The sequence below is a fragment of the Clostridium cochlearium genome, assembly GCF_900187165.1.
Classification (GTDB): domain Bacteria; phylum Bacillota; class Clostridia; order Clostridiales; family Clostridiaceae; genus Clostridium_G; species Clostridium_G cochlearium.
In genome coordinates this window covers 58,861-80,224 of record NZ_LT906477.1, presented here as the reverse complement: position 1 = coordinate 80,224, position 21,364 = coordinate 58,861, and the positions used below count along the sequence as shown (strand labels likewise).

Genomic DNA, 21,364 nt, shown 5'->3' with positions numbered 1-21,364 from the left:
ATAATACCTCCTAATTACTATAATTTAATATATTGTTTTCATCTACTTCTATGCCAGCCATTTTCATGAGGTAGAGTGCATTTCTTGTAGTAGATATTCCTTGTCTTAATTTATAATCAAAGTATATTTTATTATTTTTATAATATTCCTTGAAGTGAAAATTAGCAACCTTTCTGTTACTTTTTTCTAAATCCCCTAATTCTAAGTCATGGGTTGATACAATTCCTAACACATTTTCTTCACTTAGTTTATTTATTAGTATTTCTGCCCCAGTATGTCTATCTAGTGAGTTAGTTCCTTTAAATATTTCATCTAATAAAAAGAATATGGGTTTACCTGTTTTCACTCCTTCTATTAACTTCTTTATTCTTAAAATTTCTCCATAAAATGAAGAAATATTTTTTTCTAAATTATCACTTACTCTCATACATGTATATATATTCATAGGTGTACAATAGAATTCTTTAGCACAAACAGGTGAACCAATGTATGCTAAAATTAAATTTACACCAACCGTCCTTAACAGAGTACTTTTACCAGACATATTAGAACCTGTAATTAATAAAATTTTTTCTTTTTGACCTAATTCAAAATCATTACAAACCCTTTCTTTTCCTAAAAGAGGGTGACCCATACTTTTTGCTTTTATAACTAAATAGTTTTCATTAAATTTAGGCATTATCCATTCTGGATTATCATGCGCTATAATTGATAAACTAGAAATTTCCTCAACTTTACCTATGGTATATAACCATTTTTCAAGTTCGTTACCATATTTTTTATTCCATCTTTCCAATAAAATCATACATTGATAATCCCAAAGCAATGTTACATTAATTAACAAATAAAGCATATTACTTCTATCGGAAATTAGAGTAGTTATTTTTATCAAATTATTTATGCCCTCTAAAGCTATATTGCTTTTTTCTGATATAATATTAAACTTTAATTTTTTTAAATATTTACTTTTAAATTGTTTTTTTCCTATAAGATCTAACATATTGTAATAACTACTTATTATTTTTTTATACTTATATACTAATTTTAAAGTATTGTCTCTCTCATCTTTTTTTATTTTTAATATAATTCCCTGCATAATCATAAATAAAATAGGTATATGATAATTTACATACTTCATGAAATAAAGTATTATCACTGTAATAGTAAATAAAGGCACTAAATAACATAATAAAATAACTATAGCATTGCTATAAATATCATTTCTTTTCTTTCCCCATTTTATTAATTCATCTACATTGTTATTACTAAATGTACGTAATCCTTCAGATTCAATTCTTTGCCTCCATCCGATATATTTAGATAGTTCTTTTATAGCTTCTTGTCGTTCATATATTTCATTTATATTATAATTGGGATTCTCAAGAGATGATTTTAACTGATTTCGTCCCATATATGTAGTTGTTGTATTTAAATACTGAAAAATAGATGATCTACCAAATATATCTAAGTCTTTTGAATAATTATGATCTTCCTTAATATACTCTTCTCCAGTATCTTGGAAATCTCTCCATTTCCCATCTAATCTTTTTATAGATTTATCATTCAAATAAACTATTTTATCTACAATCTCTTTATTATTTATAACTTTTTGATGTTTTATAGCTAAATATATAAAAATTCCAATAAAAACCATCATACTAAGTATAATCATATAATAATTATTATATTTATAATATACTATACTTACACATAAAACACCTAAAATGAAAATTATCATTCTTAAAGCACTTAAAAAGTTTATGGTCTGTATTTGTTTTCTTCTTAATCTATCATATTTTATTTTTCTTTTTAAATATTTATTCTTTATATAATCCAAACTCTTTCACCTACTTATTTTAAAATTTTATATTTTTTATTATACAAAATATTATATAAAAACAAAAAAGGCACAAATACGTGCCATAAAAAATTTATATTAAGAAATATTCTTTCTGTAAACAATTACATTCTCACAATTACTTATGGATTTATTAAATCTTAGTAATCTTTTTAATCTATTAATTAAACTTGAAAAAAAACTTTCCTTTGACTTTTTAACCTTTTTGGTAAAATCAATATAGATAACGTTATTTTTCATTTCGCAACACCCTTTATCTAAAATATTTTATGTTTTGTCTATATTAATATAATATCATAAAATATGCCAAATGTTAAGAAAATTCCAAAATCAATTTTTATCTGCTAATATAGCTAGTGATGCTGCTCCAATTATACCTGAATCCTCCAATAATAAAGCTTTTACTATTTTAGTATTTTGCCACATAGCCTCAAAACATCTTTTTTTTACAACTTGATTTATTTTATCAAATACTATTGATCCAGCTTTTGATACTCCTCCACCTATAACTATTGTATCTGGATCAAAAGTTGTAATTACATTAGAAACACATATACCTAAGTATTCCAAAGCCTCATCTATAATTTCTTTGGCTAACTTATCTCCATTTTGAGCTTCTTGAAATACATTATATGTAGATACTTTATTAAATTTTCTTAATGAACTATGTTTTCCTCTATCTAACTCTATTCTAGCTTTTTTAGCTATAGCTGTACCAGATGCTAATGCCTCTGCGCATCCAAAGTTTCCACAATTACACATTGGTCCATCTTTTTTTAAAGTCATATGCCCTATTTCTAAAGCATTAGAACTACTTCCTCTATATATATTCCCATTTAATATTGCACCTGCTCCTATTCCTGTGGAAACAGTAATAAAAATCATATTTCTACTACCTTTACCTGCTCCAAATTTATACTCCCCCACTGCTGCAGCATTTGCATCATTATCTAAATAAACAGGAATTTTAAAATGATTTTTTATTTGATCAACTATATTAAAGTTCCTAAATGGTAAATTAGTATTAGTTATAATAACTCCTTTATCTATATCTAAAGGTCCCGGTGAGCCAATTCCTATACCTTTTATACTATCTTTCAAAACCTTTGATTCTTCTATTACATTTTCTATAATCTTTATAATTCTTTTTAGAACAATTTTCTCTCCAAGTTCAGACTTAGTATCTATAGTATTTCTAAAAATTATATTTCCTTGATAATCTAATACTCCACCGCTTATAGTTGTACCACCTAAATCTATTCCGACTACATATTTTTTATCCACCAAATCCCCTCCTAAATATACTATAATTAAATATTATCATTGACTACTTTTTTGTCAATAATGCAATAATTATATTTAAATAAGCTAATTAGTATATATTTTATTGTCTTTTTTATAGACTAATTATATACTTATGAATGTATAGGTTTTTTAACAAATATTATCCACAAGTTATTAACATTTGTGTGGATAATGTTAATATGTCAATCCTTTTTTTTACAAATATCAGCTTATTTTTTTTAAATTTTCATATTATCTAATTTTTCTCTATATTTTTTCCGACAATCAACATTAATTGCACAACTTATACACATGTAAATTGTGGATAATATGTATAACTATTTATTATTACATATAATCCCATATAGCTAAAAACTTTAGAAGGAGGCTGATTATGAATAAAAAAGTTTTATTTATCCCTATATTTTCTATTTTATTATTAATCTTTACATCTTGTTATTCTAATAATAAAAACTCTGATATTAGTAATTCACAAATTACTAACAAAGAAAATAATGAAACAGTGGATATAAATGTGGATAATTCCTCAGAAGACAAACAAACTATTTTAAATCCAAGAACTTTCTCTGGCGCAAACTTAAAATATAATAATGAAGGTGTTCCTGTACTTATGTATCATTCTATTGATTACGAAGAAAATAATGAATTAAGAATTCCAAAAGAAGTTTTTAAAAAGCAAATGGAGTTTCTAATAAATGAAGGATATACTACTTTAACATTAGATGAATTATTTGACTTTTTAGATAATAATAAACCTATACCAAATAAATCTATAGTTATAACTTTTGATGATGGTTATATGGATAATTACATCAATGCATATCCAATATTAAAAGAATTAAATATTAAAGCTACTATATTTGTGATCACAGACCTAATAGATAATAATAAAAATTATCTAACTTCATCTCAAATTAAAGAAATGAGTAATAATGGAATAGATATACAAAGTCATACAAGTAAGCATGAAGATCTTCCAACTTTAAGTTACAAGGAACAATTAGAAACTTTAGTTAAATCAAAAAAATTTTTAGAAACCTTATTAAATAAGGATATTAAATACATTGCATATCCTTTTGGTAATTGGAATAATGATACATTAAAAGCTGTTAAGGATGCTGGTTATTCTATGGCAGTTTCTACAACTGGTACTTGGTCATTTAAAGAAAATGGTATTTATTCTTTAGACAGAGTTTATATAAGTTCTAAATTTGATTTAAATGAATTCAAACGCAGGATTTCAACTCCAAATTATAAATAATTGAAAAAAATGTAAATAAAACACCTAGTATGTACTTAATACTAGGTGTTCGACATTTTCTGAAAATTCACTTTAAACTATTTTTTAATAGCATTTTTTCAGTTTAAAATTTATTTATTCATATTTAGTATAGTTATCCACAAAGTTAATAACAATTTTCATGTTTCTGTGGACAAGTTTTTCTTTATAAAGCTTGAATTACCTCTAAGTTTAAGTATTTACTAACATTATCAACATTTATCATGTTGATAAGTCTTTTATAACTTTGTGGATTATTAAGACAAAATATATAATTTTTCTTTCAATTTTATGTTTATTTTTAAAATTATTATCTATTCATACTTTTATAGTCTTCTAAAAACTGATCTATACCTCTATCTGTTAAAGGATGTTTTAACATTTGAAGAAATACTTTATATGGTACTGTTGCAATATCTCCACCTGCTTTAGCACATTCTAATACATGAATTGGTGTTCTTATACTAGCACATATAATTTCAGATTCTATAGCAAAATTATCAAATATAGTAACTATATCTTCTATTAATTGAATTCCTAAACTTCCTATATCATCTATTCTTCCTAAAAAAGGACTAACATATGTGGCTCCAGCTTTTGCTGCTAATAATGCTTGTTGTGCTGAAAAAATTAGTGTAACATTGGTTTGTATACCTAATTCAGTTAATTTACTAACTGCTTTTAATCCTTCTTCACACATAGGTATTTTTATTACTATATTTTTGTGTATTTTAGTAAGTTCCTTAGCTTCTTCTATCATTTTTTCTGATTCTAAACTAATAACCTCTGCACTTATAGGTCCATCTACAATTGAACATATTTCTTCAATAACTTCTTTAAGATCTCTACCTTCTCTTGCTATTAATGTAGGATTAGTTGTAACCCCATCTAAAACTCCCCATTTTGCTACTCTTTTTATTTCCTCTACATTTGCTGTGTCTATAAAAAATTTCATATACACTTCTCCTTTCAATAAATCTAATATATTTATTATATCATATACTTTTTCATAATAATATTTTGTTAATTAATCCTAAATTATATTGACTTTTCAATATAATGGTAGTATAGTAATTATAAATGTAATCTATAATATTATTGAATTATTGTAATTTTTTTGACATAAATTATATCCTTAAATTATTAAATTACGTTTACTTTTATTATTAAAATAAGGAGGGATTAATTTTGAAATCAACAGGTGTAGTACGAAAAGTAGATGAACTGGGAAGAATTGTAATTCCAATAGAACTAAGAAGGACTTTAAACATTGCAGAAAAGGATCCTCTAGAAATTTTTATAGATGGTGAACATATTATATTAAAAAAATATGAACCTGCTTGCATTTTCTGTGGTGATGCAAGAAATGTAAATTATTATAAAGGCAAAAATATATGTAAAAGTTGTTTAGAGGAATTAAAATCTAAATAAGTAAAAAATACAGCATAAGAATATCTTATGCTGTATTTTTATATTAATAGTGATATAGATTAGGCAGGTATACATACACTATTACTATGTAATTTTTTAAATTAGGATAGGATTATTAACTTAAAAAATTACTCATAGAAATGAATCCCGAACTAACTTATTATGTATACAATACTACATGACTACTTATCGTACTCTTCTAGCTCCACTATAGTCACTTCTAGTTAATGGTGATATTTTAACAACATCTCCTGTTCTAGGTGCATGCATATACGCATTGTTTCCTACATATATACCAACATGATGTGCAGGTGATCCAAAGAATACTAAATCTCCAGGTTGTAAATTATCTCTAGATACTGGTGAACCTGCTCCTTGTTGATCTGATGCTACTCTTGGCAAAGATACACCAAAATGACCATAAACATATTTTACAAAACCTGAACAATCAAAAGTGTTTGGCCCATTTCCCCCCCATTGATATGGTGTTCCTAAAAAATTTGATGCATAGGCAACAACTGTATCCGATGATAATGATGATGCTCCTCTAGATGGAACATATTTAGGTACATTATCCCTTATTTTGTTAACTTGTCTCATTGCTGCATCGATTTGAGCTTGATTTTCACTTATTCTTGATGCATACATTCTTTCTTGGCTTTTAAGTTGAGCTAATAGAGTATCTTGCTCTCTTTTCTTTTTATTTATATCAGATAATTTGCTTTCATTTTCTGATTGTAATGCTAATAATTTTTTATTGTCAGTATCCAATTTTTGTTTTTTATCTTCAAGTGCTTGTCTTTTATTATTTAAATCTGAAATTATTTTCTTATCCATATCCATTATTCTTTTAATGGAATCTACTTTTGAAATTAAATCACTTAGTCCTTCTGATTCTACAATTACGTCTAAATAGCTTCCAACACCATTCATATACATTGCTCTAACTCTTTTATTAAAAAGTTCTTGTTCTTCCTTAATGTCTTCTTCTGCTTTTGCAATATCTTTTTCTGCTTTTTTTATTTCTTTTTTAGTACTGGAAATTTTGTCTTTTGTTTGAGAAATTTTATGCATAATTTCTTCAATTTGATTATCCATTTTTTCTATATCTGTCTCTAACTTTTGTCTCTTACTTTTTACATCTTGTAATGAATTTCTGCTCTCATTTATTCTCTGCTGATAATTTGCTGTACTTCCTGATAGTGGTTCTGCAAATACTGTAATATTGCTAGATACTATTAATCCTAATGCCACTAATGCAGACACTACTTTCTTGTTCACATGAACACCCCCTGAAAATTTAAAACTGCTTCTTTAGAAAGGTTACCTTAACATTATAAAACATATATTTTACATTCTCAATGTTAAAATTTTGTATCTACTGTTTTTAAGTATTATATTTTTGTAAACATTTTTTTAATTTATATCTATAGAATATTTATATATTTCTGATTTAGGCATTTTTCTATCTTGAGCAACCTTTTTTATAGCTTCTTTTTTGCTCATTCCACCTTCAATATAAAATAAAATATGTTCACTGATACTTAATTCTTTCCACTGATCTAATTCTTCTTTTTCTAATTCTTCTTTACTTTTTCCTTCTATTACAATTACATATTCCCCTTTAGTAGGATTATAATTATAATAATCTATAGCTTCCTCTAACGTAAATCTATGAACTTCCTCATGAAGTTTTGATATCTCTCTGATTATAGATATTCTACGATTATTAAGATTTTCCTTCAAAAATTTTAAAGTATTTAATAATCTATGAGGAGCTTCATAGATTATTATTGTTTCTTGACAATCTTTTATTTCTTCTATAACTTCTTTTTTAAGCTTATTATCTTTTGGTAAAAAACCTCTAAATAAAAATTTGGTAGTATCTAAGCCTGAATATATAAGAGCTGGTATAAGTGCTGTTGCTCCTGGTAATACTTCATATTTTATATTTGCATCTATACACCTTTTTACTACAACACTTCCTGGATCTGAAATAGCTGGTGTTCCTGCATCACTGACCAAAGCTATATTGTTACCTTGTTTTAATAGTTCTACAATATCTTCACTTTTTCCCTGTTCGTTATGTTGATGGTAACTTATTAACTTCTTTTTAATATTATAATGATTTAATAACTTTATAGTTTGTCTTGTATCTTCTGCAGCTATAATATCTACACTTTTAAGAACATCTAAAGCTCTTAAAGTTATATCTTTTAAATTTCCAATTGGAGTAGGCACTATATAAAGTTGTCCCTTAACCATTTTACTCTCCTCCATTTTCACTATAAATATTAACTAATTCTTTTGTATAATTCCCTAATTTATCATATACATAAAGAGTTTTTTCCCACTTTAAAAATTGTCCTCCATTTTTATGTCCTTCTATTAACAAAAGATTTGGTGATTTTTCTTCATTAGGCTGTATCAATTTTATAAGTTTAGGTTCTATTTTATATTTTCTCATTGTAGTTAATATGTCTACAATTCTTTCCGGTCTATGCACCATAAAAAATCTTCCTCTATCTTTTAAAAGAATATTAGCTGCTTTTATGACATCATCTATATCACATAATATCTCATGTCTAGCTATTGATTCTTTACTATTTTCATTTATAATTCCTGAATTTTTCAATTTATATGGTGGATTAACTGTAATTACATCAAACTTACCTAATTTTTTTAGTAAATCAATATCTTTTAAATCACCTACAATAAATTTAATCTTTTCATCTAATTTATTATATATAGACGTTCTTTTAGCCATATCCACCATTTGTTCTTGTATTTCTATTCCTACAATCTTATTAAATTTTCTTTTTCCTGCTATTATAAATGGTATTATACCAGTACCGCTGCATAAATCTAATATATTATCATTTTTTTTTATAGTTGCAAAATTAGCTAATAATACTGCATCCATTCCAAATCTAAATCCTGATTTTTTTTGTATTACAAATATATTATTTAATTGTAGATCATCTAATGTTTCATCTTCTCTTATTAATAATTTTTTCTCCATTTGGCTTTCCTTCCTAAACACTTGTTAAATCTTTATTAATTATTATTAACTAGTTTATATATAAAGTCAAATTTAAAATAAAAAAAGACCACTTAAGTGGTCTTTTTTTTATTATTCTGCAACTGGCGCTCCTACTGGACAAACATTAGCACAGTTTCCACAATCTATGCAAGTGTCAGCATCTATTACATATATGCTGTCTCCTTGGCTTATAGCATTTACAGGACATTCTGATGCACATGCTCCACAGCTTATGCAAGTGTCATTAATTACGTATGCCATTATTTGTACACCTCCTTATATAATTGGACAAGTATCCGACTTATATTCTACCATGTTTATTAAAATTTTTAAAGATGTTTACAGTAATTTTTACAAAATACTATATCCTAAATCTTCAATGCAATTTATTATATCTTCTATTTTTAAAAAATAATCATCATAAACTACATCTACTTCCATTTTTTTTATATTTATTTGAATAGCCAATATACCAGTTTTATTAGAAATGGCTTTTTTAATTTTAGCAACATCTGATGTGTTTTTTAATTCAAAAACTTTTATAACTGATCTCATTGGCATCCTCCTAATTATCTTTAAATAATTCTTTAATTATATCTTTGTCTTCTTCATCATTAACTTCTAATTCTATATCCTCTTCTGTTAATGAATCTTCATATCCTCCCGATATAAGTGTTATATCGTGTATAGATACCTCTTCTATAACTTCATCTCCAGAAGGTAATTTTATTTTAACTTTAACCATCTCTTTTACTACGCTATTTTCTACTACTTCCCCTTCTCCATAATCTGAATTTATTATGGAACCAATTTTAGGTAGTTTTTTTCTTATTCCTTCATAAGTTTCTTGTTCAAAATTCAAGCAACACATAAGTCTTCCACATATACCTGAAATTTTTGTTGGATTTAGTGATAAGTTTTGCTCTTTTGCCATTTTAATGGATACCGGTACAAAGTCTCCTAAATATGTAGAACAACACATAGTTCTACCACAAGGACCTAATCCTCCTATCATCTTAGCTTCATCTCTTACACCTATTTGTCTTAATTCTATTCTAGTCTTAAATATAGATGCTAAATCCTTTACTAATTCTCTAAAGTCCACTCTTCCATCTGCTGTAAAATAAAATATTACCTTATTATTATCAAATGTATATTCTACATCTATTAATTTCATTTCTAACTTATGTTCTTTTATTTTATCTAAACATATATTAAAAGCTTCTTTTTCTTTATTTTTATTTTCTGAATGTTTTTCTTCATCTTCTTTAGTTGCCTTTCTAATTACATTTTTTAAAGGTGATACTATTTCTTTTTCTTCTATTTTCTTTTCTCCTGTAACACATTGACCAAATTCAATACCTCTTATAGTTTCTACTATTACATTTTGTCCCTTTTCTATTTCTAAATCACCTGGATCAAAATAATATATTTTTCCAGCCTTTTTAAACCTTACTCCTACAACTTTTATCATCTATTTTATACCTCCTGCATTTTTAACAACATAGAATTAAAAACTAGTGCCGTATTTACATTACTACTTAATTTATCTTTAGTATCCTCTATTATGTTTATAATATTATATAATTGTTTAAAAGATAATGACTCTGAAATTATTTCTAAATCCTCTAATTTATCTATGTTTAATACTAGTTTTTTATTTAACGTTTCTTTACACATTAATATATCCCTTATATAGGATAAAAAACAAGTTAATACTTCTTCTGATAAGTATATATGTTTTGTAAAAAATTCTACATACTTTAATGTACTTTCAATATCATTTTTTTCAGACAATAGCATTTTCTTTAATATATTTATAGACATATCTCTTATATCTTTAAAATTTTCATCTTCTACAAACTTTTCTACTTTTCCTGGTATCCCATCACTGATTTTTAAAAGTGTTTCTTTTAACTCTGCATCTATATTAGGATATTTTTTATTTATATATTTTTTCATATCTTCTTGACTTAAGTGATTTAATTTATATATTTGACATCTTGATTTTATTGTTTCAAGAATACTGTCCAAGCTTTCGCAAAGCATTAGTATAAATACATTTTCAGGAGGTTCTTCAATAGTTTTTAAAAAAGCATTTTGTGCTTCTTTAGTCATAAGATCTGAATTATATATTATAATAACCTTTTTATCTTCCTCATAAGGTTTTTTATTTACTTCTTTATTTATTTCTCTTATGTCATCTACTTTTATTGAACGACTTTCTTTCTTTATCTTAAACTCTATAATATCTGCATACATTCTATTAACTTTTTTATTTAATAATTTTAATGCTATCTCTTTTACCAATATACTTTTTCCTAATCCATCTTCACCAGAAATTATATAAGCATGGGCAAAACGTCCATTATTTATTGAGTTATTTATATGACTTTTTACATCTTCGTGGCCTATAATATCTGAAAAACTCAATATATATTCCTCCATCTATATTCTTATGAAATTATCAACATCTACTACAAATATTGTAGCTCCCCCAACTTCTACTTCCATAGGATATGGTACATATACTCCAGTAGCTCCTGCTACAGGCGATGGTGTTGTAACTACTTGCTTTCTAATTTTACAAATTTCTTCAATAAAATTTATTGCACTTTTTAGCCTATCTTCTTCAACACCAATCATTAAAGTGGTATTACCCGCTTTTAAAAATCCCCCTGTAGTAGCTAGTTTAGTAACTCTAAAATCATTTTCTGTTAATAAATCCACTAAATCTGATGCATCATCATCCTGTACTACCGCAATAATAAGTTTCATTTTTTTCCCTCCTTTAAAATTTTAAAGGTTTTAATTATATTTTATCATATTAAGATTAACTAGTATATTTTTAATGTTTTTTCTTTTAAAACCTTGTATATTTCCTCATGGATTTCATTTATATCTTTTATCTTACCTAATTTAATGCAATTTATTTTTATCCAATTATATTTTTCTGCAATATCCACTGCATTTTTATAAGATATATTTAAATAGTCCTCATCTCTTTCATGTATATCCTTTTCTTCTTTACCAGTAAATTTATTTTTCCTATTTTTAATAAGATTTTTACTATACTTAGGAGGCAAGTCTAGAAATATTGTTGCATCTGGTACTGGTAAGCCCATAAGATTAAATTCTAAATCCCATAACCAGTCTAAAAACTTTTCTTTTTCTGCTATATTTTTTATCTTTGAAGCTTGATGAACCATATTAGACGTTGTATATCTATCTGCTAATACTATACCTCCTTCTTCATAAAATTTGCTCCAATTTTTCTTATATGATGCAAATCTATCCACAGCAAAAAATGTAGATGCAGCATAAGCATTAACATCATTTGGCTTGTCTCCAAACTCTCCATTTAAATACATTTTAATTAACGCTGAAGACTTACTATTATAATCAGGATATTCTACTTTTAATACATTATATCCATCTTCTATTAATCTATTATAAAGTTTTCTAGTTTGCGTAGCTTTACCACTTCCATCTGGTGCTTCTAAAACTATTAACTTTCCTTTCTTATTATCCATAACTTCTTACCCTTCTTCAACAAATTTATTTAGTCACCTTAATTTGATTTTCATATAATCCAATAATCTCTATGCCATTGTTCTTATAATATTTTAATATCTCTAGAGTTTCCTTATCCATTATCTCTCCCATCATAATAATTGGAATACCTGGTGGATATGGTGTTATATTTTCTGCACATATACTTCCTATAGATTCTTCTATATTTATTAGATTTTTCTTCTTGTTCAAAATCTGAAAAGGCTCTAACCTTTTTTTAGGTAAATTATAACTCAATATATTCACATTCTTAATTTTAGATTTAGATAAATCACACTTTAGTAAAACTTGATATAAATATTCAATCTCCTTTTCCATATGAAAAGGAGATACTATTATAACTATATTATAAGTATCATTCATTTCGCATTGTATTTTATTTTGTAAAAGATAGTCCATTAATAAGCTAGCGCTATATCCTTCTTCTACATGTAAAATATACCTAGTTTTATCTAAAATATGTTCTGATTTAATATCTACCTGATCTATTATATGTAAGTGATTTAGAGAATTTATCTTTTGTTTATATTTATCTAATAAATTTATTAAGTCTTCATAAGCTCTTTTACCATATTCCTGTAAATAATATCTAGAATAATCCATTGAAATTAGGAATAAATATGAAGGACTTGTACTCGTAAAACTATCAAAATAAAAATCTACTCTATCTATAGTCTCCTCATTATTAACATGTAAAAATGCTGTTTGAGTTAAACTTGGAAGTGTTTTATGACTGCTCATAACCACCATATCTGCTCCTAGTTTAACGGGACTTTTAGGTAAATTTTTATTTATTCCAAAATGTGCTCCATGGGCACAATCAACTAAAACTTTCATATTATACTTTTTAGCTTCTATAATAATTTTTTCTAAATCACAACAAACCCCATAATAATTAGGGTAAGTTACAATTACTCCTTTAGCATCATTATTTTCTTGAATTGTTTTTATAATATCGTCACTATCAACAGAAAGTGGAAGATTAAATTCTTTATTAATACTATTTTTTACATATATGGCCTTTAGTTTTCTTATTATTATTGTATTAAATATTGATTTATGGCATCCTCTATCAACTATTACTTTATCTCCTTCTTCAAAAGAAGAAAATATCATAATCATATTTCCACTACTGCTTCCATTAACTAAAAAATAAGATTTCTTACTTCCATAAAGTTCACTTAATTTTATTTGAGATTCTTTTATTATACCCTTAGGATTATGAAGATTATCCACACCATCTACTTCGGTGATATCTAATTTTAAAAATTCTTTTTTTATTTGCTTACCTATATCTGTTGATAAAAAACCTTCTCCTTGCTTGTGACCAGGCATAGAAAAATAAATATTTTTCTTTTTTATATAATTTAATACCCCTTCTACAAGTGGTAATTTTGACACCTAGTACCCTCTCCTTTTATCATCTGGTATATTATATATTTTTTTATGCAGTTTACATAATAGCTATAAAAATCCGTCATCCCATCTTCTTTTATAATTTTCTCTTCACAATTTTTACAAATTTTTATACCTTTTATCATTATACCATTGTTTAGAGGCTTTCTACACATAATGCAAGATATTTTCCTCATTTACCGTCCTCCTCAAAATTTATAATATCTAAAGTTTTGCCTCTTTATATATATTTTATTCATTTCTTTCATTAAATTGCCCACATAATATATTTAAATAATTATGGCCATACTATCTATATAATAATACAAATATCATTATTAGGAGTGATGGTATGAAACAATATATAAAATCATACTTAAGTACTATAGAACGTGATTTATATAACATATCAAAATATATATATGAAAATCCTGAATCATCTTTTAATGAATATAAAGCTTGTAGTTATTTAACTAATATATTAAGAAAAAATAATTTTAAAGTCAAAGATAATTTTATTAATATACCAACTTCATTTTTTGCAGAATACGGATATGGTTTCCCTAAAATATGCTTTATATGTGAATACGATGCTTTTGAAGGATATGGTCATTTAACTGGTCATAATCTAATATCTTCTATGTCTATTGGAGCTGGATTATCACTAAGTAAAGCAATATCTAAGCTTAAAAAAGGTTCTGTAGTAATTATAGGATGTCCTGGTGAATTTAAAGGAAGCTCTAAAGTAACCATGGTTAAACAAGGAGTTTTTAAAAATATAGATGCCGTTTTAATGGCACATCCTCATATCATTACTATGGAAAGCGGAACCTCTATGGCTACCATTCCTTTGAAAATATCTTATAAAAGTACACCTAATATTGCATATAAGAAATTAGAGGATTTCTCAGCCTTAGATGCATGTATATTAACTTTAAATATATTAAATTTACTTAATAAAAAAATAGATAAAGATACTTATATAAATAGTTCTCTCATTAATCATATTGATTCACCATTATATTTCCCTTCTAGTAGTGACATAGAACTTTATATTAGGGGATCTAAAATGAATGATATTATTCCTATAGAAGATAAAATAAGAAATGTATGTAAATTTGTATCTAACTTTATGGATATGCATGCTGAGAGCTTTATCTTTGAAATGCCTTACGATGAACTAATAACTAATACTACTTTATCTAGGATATTCTCTCATAACCTTAAAGAAGCAGGTATTATACATATATCTCCTGCTAATAAAAATTTCTCCTCTTTAAGTATAGGTAGTATAAGTAAAATTAAACCTTGTATTCATCCTTATGTATCTATTACAAAAGATAATTCCATAAATTATTTATCTAATGAATTTGCAAAAGCCACTATATCTAATTTTGCCCATGATGTAGTTTTAAAAACCTGTCATGCTCTCGCATTGACAGGTTTGGATTTAATAGAAAAGCAAAACCTTATTATTGAAATGAATAGTTCATTTGATCCTCAATAAAAAATAAACCTCTTAGATACATATATTATCTAAGAGGTTTATTTTTTATGAAGCAGCTGGCTGTCTATTTTTATTAAATTCTATTTTTTCAATTAAATCCATACTAGGTTGAAAATAAAACTTCTTATATTTATTATTTTCTCTATATATACAACAGTAGGGCCTTAATTTATAAGTATGGCACATATATTTTTTATTTGTTATTAGCTTGCCTTTAAATCTTACTAAGTCGTCCTTACCTATATATTCAATATCTTTAATCTTTATATTTTCAACAACTTTATCTCTTAACCCACTTATTTTATGGATTATAAATTGATCTGCTATTATAGAATAGGTATATTTTACTTTACATTTAAATAACTCTGTAAATAAAAAAATTATAAATAATATATTGACTATTATTGTAATTAATTTCATGTTATTCTCATAAATTATTTCTATTATGCTTAAAAGGAATAATACTGATATTAATATGATAAATACTTTTATAAATGATATAGCCTTTTTTCTGGTAACAGTTTCCTTGTACATATTCCCCATTACAAATATCCTCCTAGTGAATTATTAGTCTTTATACTTAATCTAACATTGAGATTATACTAATGTTCTTCACTTTATTCCACATCTGTTATACTTCATTTTAGCGTTATAATAGCACTCCTTACCGATTATCTATATTTATTTCACTTTCTCTCTCATTTTATAACTTTATCTTATATATTAATTAAATTTATATATAATAAAAAAACTTAGTTAAGTAACTTAACTAAGTTTTTTTTGGAGGCGCTACCCAGATTTGAACTGGGGAATAAAGGTTTTGCAGACCTCTGCCTTACCACTTGGCTATAGCGCCAAAACACTATTGTCTCTTGACACTAATATATAATAACATTTAATTTGTATTTTGTCAACATCATATTTAAATTAGTTTAATATTCAAGTTCTTTAACAATGTTTCCTAATACAGCTCCTATTTTATCATGTATAACTATTTGAGCTTTTGTGTCATATGGAGTAGATGATTTATTAATTAATACTAATTTATTTCCTTTATAATAATGAATTAAATTAGCTGCTGGATATACGATTAAAGATGTTCCACCTATTATCAAAACATCTGATTCTTCTACATATCTAATAGCATTATTTATATTATCCATATTTAAAGGTTCTTCATATAAAACTACATCAGGTTTTACAATTCCTCCACATATATCACATTTAGGAATAACTTCTTTAGAATTTAATATATAGTTCAAATCAAAAGCTTTATTACAATTCATACAATAATTTTTCCCTATTCCACCATGTAACTCTATAACATTTTTAGAACCAGCTAATTGATGTAATCCATCTATATTTTGAGTTATAACAGCTTTAAGTTTTCCAACTTGCTCTAGTTTAGCAAGAGCGTAATGAGCTGAATTAGGTTTAGCATTTTTGTATATCATTTTTTCTCTATAGAAGTTAAAGAAATCTTCTGTATGTTTTATGAAGAAACTATGACTTAGCATAACCTCTGGTGGATATGAAAAACTATTCTTTGTTTTATATAATCCCTGTTCTGATCTAAAATCTGGAATATTACTTTCTGTAGAAACTCCAGCACCTCCAAAAAACACAATATTTGAACTACTTTTTATTAAATCTTTAAGTTTTTCTGTATTATCCATGGTTACTTATTCCTCCTTATAATCTCTATAACTATTATATACTCTAAATATAACATTTATCAAATTATAAGGATTTTTCACACTCTTATTTTAATTCTACTGTATATTTATTCTTTAAGTCTTCAGTAAATTTTTTATATAAATCTCTTTCTTTTTCTTCATGCAATTGTTTTTCTATTAAGCTTTTTACTTCATCATATTTTTTAATATTTTTATCATATCTCTTTTCTAATTTTATTATATGATATCCAAATTGTGTTTTTACAGGATTACTTATACTTCCTTCTTCCATTTCAAAAACAGCTTCTTCAAATTCCTTAACCATTCTTCCTCTACCAAAAGTTCCAAGATCTCCTCCTGCACCTTTTGAAGGACAATTAGAATATTTTTTAGCAGCTTCTTCAAAACTTAATCCATCATTTATTTTATTAATTATATCCTCTGCTTCTTTTTTACTATCTACTAATATATGTTTTGCTGAAACTCTTTCTTCTTCTATAAACATATTCTTCTTATTATTATAAAACTCTTTTATCTCATCTTCCGTAACTTTTGCTTGTGATAATACTTTAGAAATAGTCCATTGTATAAGTGTTTCTTTCTTAATAGCTTCTATTTTTTCTAAATATATGCTATCTAAATCAAATTTATTATCTTTAGCATAATCATGTATTAATTCAAATGAAATTATTTCATTTAATAAGTTTTTTCTTCCTTCCTCTGTCTTAAAAAAATGTTGTCTTTCCGGTGGAAATTGAGCTATAGTGTTATCTAAGTCTCCATCTGTAATTTCTTTTCCATTAAATACGGCTAAAACTTTGCTCATATTATCAATCTTCCTTTCATTTTAATTGAAATTTATTTAATTATATAAAAATAGACCTTATCGCATAATTGATAAGGTCTAAGTGGTGGCTCGACCAGGAATCGAACCAGGGACACGAGGATTTTCAGTCCTCTGCTCTACCGACTGAGCTATCGAGCCATATGTTATTACCTGGCAATGTCCTACTCTCCCACAAGGTTGCCCTTGCAGTACCATTGGCGCTTAGAAGCTTAACCATCGTGTTCGGCATGGGAACGGGTGTTACCTTCTAGCTATAATCACCAGATGCTGATTTACAGAAATCTTTGATTTCGTTTTAAATCAGTACTCCTGAACTAAAGTTTAGGAGTTTCATTGAAAGAATTATTCTTTCAAAATTGCACAGAGTAATATTTTTGATCAAGCCTTCGATCTATTAGTATCAGTCAGCTAAATACATTGCTGCACTTACACCTCTGACCTATCAACCTTGTGTTCTTCAAGGGATCTTATTGACTTACGTCATGGGAAATCTCATCTTAGGGTGGGCTTCACGCTTAGATGCTTTCAGCGTTTATCCCTTCCTGACTTAGCTACCCAGCTGTGCCACTGGCGTGACAACTGGTGCACCAGAGGTCAGTCCATCCCGGTCCTCTCGTACTAAGGACAGCTCCCTTCAAATTTCCTACGCCCGCGACGGATAGGGACCGAACTGTCTCACGACGTTCTGAACCCAGCTCGCGTGCCGCTTTAATGGGCGAACAGCCCAACCCTTGGGACCTACTCCAGCCCCAGGATGCGACGAGCCGACATCGAGGTGCCAAACCTCCCCGTCGATGTGGACTCTTGGGGGAGATCAGCCTGTTATCCCCGAGGTAGCTTTTATCCGTTGAGCGATGGCCCTCCCACGAGGAACCACCGGATCACTAAGCCCGACTTTCGTCCCTGCTCCACCTGTATGTGTCGCAGTCAGGCTCCCTTATGCCTTTACACTCTACGCGCGATTTCCGACCGCGCTGAGGGAACCTTTGGGCGCCTCCGTTACTTTTTAGGAGGCGACCGCCCCAGTCAAACTGCCCACCTAACAATGTCCGGCAACCTGTTTCAAGGCTTTCCGTTAGAATTTCAGTACTATCAGGGTGGTATCCCAAGGGTGACTCCACAGAAACTGACGCTCCTGCTTCCAAGTCTCCCACCTATCCTGTACAGACAATACCGAAATTCAATGTTAAGCTACAGTAAAGCTCTACGGGGTCTTTCCGTCCTATCGCGGGTAGCAAGCATCTTCACTTGCACTACAATTTCGCCGGATTTGCTGTTGAGACAGTGCCCAAGTCATTACGCCATTCGTGCGGGTCGGAACTTACCCGACAAGGAATTTCGCTACCTTAGGACCGTTATAGTTACGGCCGCCGTTCACTGGGGCTTAAGTTCACCGCTTCGCTTACGCTAACAGATCCCTTTAACCTTCCAGCACCGGGCAGGCGTCAGCCCCTATACATCAGCTTTCGCTTTAGCAGAGACCTGTGTTTTTGATAAACAGTTGCTTGGGCCTATTCACTGCGGCCTGCCGTGAAGCAGGCACCCCTTCTCCCGAAGTTACGGGGTCAATTTGCCTAGTTCCTTAACAGCAATTCTTCCGATGGTCTTAGGATTCTCTCCTCACCTACCTGTGTCGGTTTGCGGTACGGGCACCAACTTTCTCCATAGAGGCTTTTCTTGACAGTGTGGAATCAGGTACTTCGCCAAAATAGGCTCCCCGTAACACCTCAGCTAAGCTTGACGGATTTTCCAATCAAGCACGCCTAAGTGCTTAGACACACATCCAATAGTGTGCATACCTTATCCTTCTGTGTCACCCCATCTGTCAAACGAAAGTTGGCGGTATCGGAATATCAACCGATTGTCCATCACCTACGCCTTTCGGCCTGGGCTTAGGTCCCGACTAACCCTGAGCGGACGAACCTTCCTCAGGAAACCTTAGGTTTTCGACCAATAAGATTCTCACTTATTTCTCGCTACTCATGCCAGCATACTCACTCCTGTACAGTCCACCGCTTCTTACGATACGACTTCTACCCATACAGGAAGCTCCTCTACCATTCTATTGAATCCATAGCTTCGGTGGTAAGTTTGAGCCCCGGACATCTTCGGCGCAGGATCTCTTGACTAGTGAGCTATTACGCACTCTTTAAATGAGTGGCTGCTTCTAAGCCAACATCCTAGTTGTCTTAGAAATCCCACATCCTTTTCCACTTAACTTACACTTTGGGACCTTAGCTGATGGTCTGGGTTGTTTCCCTCTCGACTACGGATCTTATCACTCGCAGCCTGACTGCCTGGATAAAAGTATATGGCATTCGGAGTTTGATAGGGTTCAGTAACTGTTGTCAGCCCCTAGCCCATTCAGTGCTCTACCTCCATTACTCAATAACCAGACGCTAGCCCTAAAGCTATTTCGAGGAGAACCAGCTATCTCCGAGTTCGATTGGAATTTCTCCGCTATCCACAGGTCATCCCATGGTTTTTCAACACCAACGTGGTTCGGTCCTCCACGGAATTTTACTTCCGCTTCAACCTGCCCATGGATAGGTCACTCGGTTTCGGGTCTACAGCATGCAACTAGTCGCCCTATTCAGACTCGGTTTCCCTTCGGCTACGCACCTTAAGTGCTTAACCTTGCTACATACCGTAACTCGCTGGCTCGTTCTACAAAAAGCACGCGGTCACACATTAACGTGCTCCCACTGTTTGTAAGCATACGGTTTCAGGTTCTATTTCACTCCCCTTCCGGGGTTCTTTTCACCTTTCCCTCACGGTACTGCTTCACTATCGGTCACCAGTTAGTATTTAGCCTTGGGAGGTGGTCCTCCCTGCTTCCCACAAGGTTTCACGTGTCTCGTGGTACTCTGGATTAGACCTAAAAGACATAATTTTTTACCTACAGGACTATTACCTTCTGTGGTAGAGCGTTCCAGCTCTCTTCGATTAAAGTCTGTCTTCGTTATGGTCTATCCACAACCCCAGAAATAAATTTCTGGTTTGGGCTCTTTCCTTTTCGCTCGCCGCTACTAAGAAAATCGATTTTTCTTTCTCTTCCTCCGGGTACTTAGATGTTTCAGTTCCCCGGGTATACCCCCATAAACCTATGTATTCAGTTTATGGTACATACCGTTAGGTATGCAGGTTTCCCCATTCGGAAATCTCCGGATCACAGGCTATTTGCGCCTACCCGAAGCTTATCGCAGCTTATCACGTCCTTCATCGGCTACTGGTGCCAAGGCATTCACCATATGCCCTTTGTAGCTTGATCTTTAAAATTCCTATAAACTTCGTATTGCGTCGTTATAAAGTTCGCTCTGGTACTCATTTAGCTTCCGCTAAACTCCGTTCCTCACTCACTTTATGCCTAGCACTACTTGTTTCTAGTAATTTTTAGTATTTTTCAATAACTTCTGTTATTAAAATTTAAAGGTTTAATTTACCTTAGTT

Annotated in this window: 21 protein-coding genes, 2 tRNA genes and 2 rRNA genes; 3 read left to right on the top strand and 22 right to left on the bottom strand. The window is 29.3% G+C overall.

Translation table 11 applies throughout. The annotated features are described in order from the left end of the window. Positions 1-10: 10 nt before the first annotated feature. The 3 genes from CKV72_RS00425 to CKV72_RS00420 all read right to left on the bottom strand — a co-directional run bounded on the left by CKV72_RS00425 (position 11) and on the right by CKV72_RS00420 (position 3,142). Positions 11-1,837: a MutS family DNA mismatch repair protein gene (locus CKV72_RS00425; protein WP_173797179.1), complete on the bottom strand. Its 1,827-nt coding sequence runs from the start codon at positions 1,835-1,837 to the stop codon at positions 11-13. 99 nt (positions 1,838-1,936) lie between these two features. Beyond that, the gene (locus CKV72_RS12180; protein WP_169712329.1) at positions 1,937-2,098 is read right to left on the bottom strand and encodes a hypothetical protein; all 162 of its coding nucleotides are present in this window, start codon (positions 2,096-2,098) and stop codon (positions 1,937-1,939) included. A 90-nt stretch (positions 2,099-2,188) separates the two neighbouring features. Next, the gene (locus CKV72_RS00420; RefSeq protein WP_095177172.1) at positions 2,189-3,142 is read right to left on the bottom strand and encodes an ROK family protein; all 954 of its coding nucleotides are present in this window, start codon (positions 3,140-3,142) and stop codon (positions 2,189-2,191) included. Between the two features lie 391 nt (positions 3,143-3,533). Here CKV72_RS00420 and CKV72_RS00415 point away from each other — a divergent pair, with 391 nt between their 5' ends. After that, entirely contained in the window at positions 3,534-4,424 is an 891-nt protein-coding gene (locus tag CKV72_RS00415; protein WP_414437411.1) for a polysaccharide deacetylase family protein, read from the top strand. 328 nt (positions 4,425-4,752) lie between these two features. Here CKV72_RS00415 and fsa read toward each other — a convergent pair whose 3' ends face one another. Further along, positions 4,753-5,397 carry a fructose-6-phosphate aldolase gene (gene fsa / locus CKV72_RS00410; protein WP_089867762.1) on the bottom strand — a complete coding sequence of 215 codons (645 nt, stop codon included), beginning with the start codon at positions 5,395-5,397 and terminating at the stop codon, positions 4,753-4,755. Between the two features lie 233 nt (positions 5,398-5,630). On the opposite strand from fsa, the gene CKV72_RS00405 reads away from it, so the two are divergent. Continuing rightward, the gene (locus CKV72_RS00405; RefSeq protein ID WP_089867761.1) at positions 5,631-5,873 is read left to right on the top strand and encodes an AbrB/MazE/SpoVT family DNA-binding domain-containing protein; all 243 of its coding nucleotides are present in this window, start codon (positions 5,631-5,633) and stop codon (positions 5,871-5,873) included. 186 nt (positions 5,874-6,059) lie between these two features. On the opposite strand, the gene CKV72_RS00400 is transcribed toward CKV72_RS00405, so the two are convergent. The 11 genes from CKV72_RS00400 to CKV72_RS00350 form a co-directional block, all read right to left on the bottom strand. Next, complete coding sequence (locus tag CKV72_RS00400) at positions 6,060-7,154, bottom strand: C40 family peptidase (protein WP_089867758.1); 1,095 nt, start codon at positions 7,152-7,154, stop codon at positions 6,060-6,062. Positions 7,155-7,289: 135 nt separating this feature from the next. Further along, complete coding sequence (rsmI, locus tag CKV72_RS00395; RefSeq protein ID WP_089867755.1) at positions 7,290-8,138, bottom strand: 16S rRNA (cytidine(1402)-2'-O)-methyltransferase; 849 nt, start codon at positions 8,136-8,138, stop codon at positions 7,290-7,292. A 1-nt stretch (position 8,139) separates the two neighbouring features. Continuing rightward, positions 8,140-8,895 (bottom strand): tRNA1(Val) (adenine(37)-N6)-methyltransferase, encoded by a 756-nt coding sequence (locus CKV72_RS00390; protein ID WP_089867751.1) that lies wholly within the window; start codon positions 8,893-8,895, stop codon positions 8,140-8,142. Between the two features lie 111 nt (positions 8,896-9,006). Continuing rightward, the gene (locus CKV72_RS00385) at positions 9,007-9,177 is read right to left on the bottom strand and encodes a DUF362 domain-containing protein (protein WP_089867748.1); all 171 of its coding nucleotides are present in this window, start codon (positions 9,175-9,177) and stop codon (positions 9,007-9,009) included. Between the two features lie 90 nt (positions 9,178-9,267). Next, positions 9,268-9,471 carry a heavy-metal-associated domain-containing protein gene (locus CKV72_RS00380; protein ID WP_089867746.1) on the bottom strand — a complete coding sequence of 68 codons (204 nt, stop codon included), beginning with the start codon at positions 9,469-9,471 and terminating at the stop codon, positions 9,268-9,270. A 10-nt stretch (positions 9,472-9,481) separates the two neighbouring features. Further along, on the bottom strand, positions 9,482-10,390 hold the full coding sequence (locus CKV72_RS00375) for a PSP1 domain-containing protein (protein ID WP_089867743.1): 909 nt from the start codon (positions 10,388-10,390) through the stop codon (positions 9,482-9,484). A gap of 5 nt (positions 10,391-10,395) precedes the next feature. After that, complete coding sequence (locus tag CKV72_RS00370; RefSeq protein ID WP_089867741.1) at positions 10,396-11,364, bottom strand: DNA polymerase III subunit delta'; 969 nt, start codon at positions 11,362-11,364, stop codon at positions 10,396-10,398. Further along, positions 11,365-11,694 (bottom strand): cyclic-di-AMP receptor, encoded by a 330-nt coding sequence (locus tag CKV72_RS00365; protein WP_089867739.1) that lies wholly within the window; start codon positions 11,692-11,694, stop codon positions 11,365-11,367. A 59-nt stretch (positions 11,695-11,753) separates the two neighbouring features. Further along, positions 11,754-12,449, bottom strand: coding sequence for a dTMP kinase (locus CKV72_RS00360; RefSeq protein WP_089867735.1), 696 nt, complete (start codon positions 12,447-12,449; stop codon positions 11,754-11,756). 25 nt (positions 12,450-12,474) lie between these two features. Further along, positions 12,475-13,890 (bottom strand): aminotransferase class I/II-fold pyridoxal phosphate-dependent enzyme, encoded by a 1,416-nt coding sequence (locus CKV72_RS00355; RefSeq protein WP_089867732.1) that lies wholly within the window; start codon positions 13,888-13,890, stop codon positions 12,475-12,477. Next, positions 13,869-14,081, bottom strand: coding sequence for a sigma factor G inhibitor Gin (locus CKV72_RS00350; protein ID WP_089867729.1), 213 nt, complete (start codon positions 14,079-14,081; stop codon positions 13,869-13,871). The genes CKV72_RS00355 and CKV72_RS00350 overlap by 22 nt, the downstream gene beginning before the upstream one ends. A gap of 155 nt (positions 14,082-14,236) precedes the next feature. Between CKV72_RS00350 and CKV72_RS00345 the strand changes: the two genes are divergently transcribed. Further along, positions 14,237-15,391: a zinc-binding metallopeptidase family protein gene (locus tag CKV72_RS00345; RefSeq protein WP_089867726.1), complete on the top strand. Its 1,155-nt coding sequence runs from the start codon at positions 14,237-14,239 to the stop codon at positions 15,389-15,391. Positions 15,392-15,436: 45 nt separating this feature from the next. Here the strand turns inward: CKV72_RS00345 and CKV72_RS00340 are convergent, their stop codons facing one another. The 7 genes from CKV72_RS00340 to CKV72_RS00310 form a co-directional block, all read right to left on the bottom strand. Next, positions 15,437-15,934, bottom strand: coding sequence for a hypothetical protein (locus CKV72_RS00340; RefSeq protein ID WP_089867723.1), 498 nt, complete (start codon positions 15,932-15,934; stop codon positions 15,437-15,439). A 238-nt stretch (positions 15,935-16,172) separates the two neighbouring features. After that, positions 16,173-16,247, bottom strand: a tRNA-Cys gene (locus CKV72_RS00335). A 76-nt stretch (positions 16,248-16,323) separates the two neighbouring features. Then, positions 16,324-17,067, bottom strand: a complete 744-nt coding sequence (locus CKV72_RS00330; protein WP_089867719.1) for an NAD-dependent protein deacylase — start codon at positions 17,065-17,067, stop codon at positions 16,324-16,326. 85 nt (positions 17,068-17,152) lie between these two features. After that, a complete protein-coding gene (locus CKV72_RS00325) occupies positions 17,153-17,893 on the bottom strand; it encodes a peptidylprolyl isomerase (protein ID WP_089867716.1) in 741 nt (246 codons plus the stop codon). Positions 17,894-17,976: 83 nt separating this feature from the next. Next, positions 17,977-18,052 (bottom strand) — tRNA-Phe (locus tag CKV72_RS00320). Between the two features lie 10 nt (positions 18,053-18,062). Continuing rightward, a 5S ribosomal RNA gene (gene rrf, locus CKV72_RS00315) occupies positions 18,063-18,179 on the bottom strand. Positions 18,180-18,288: 109 nt separating this feature from the next. Further along, a 23S ribosomal RNA gene (locus CKV72_RS00310) occupies positions 18,289-21,185 on the bottom strand. Positions 21,186-21,364: the final 179 nt, after the last annotated feature.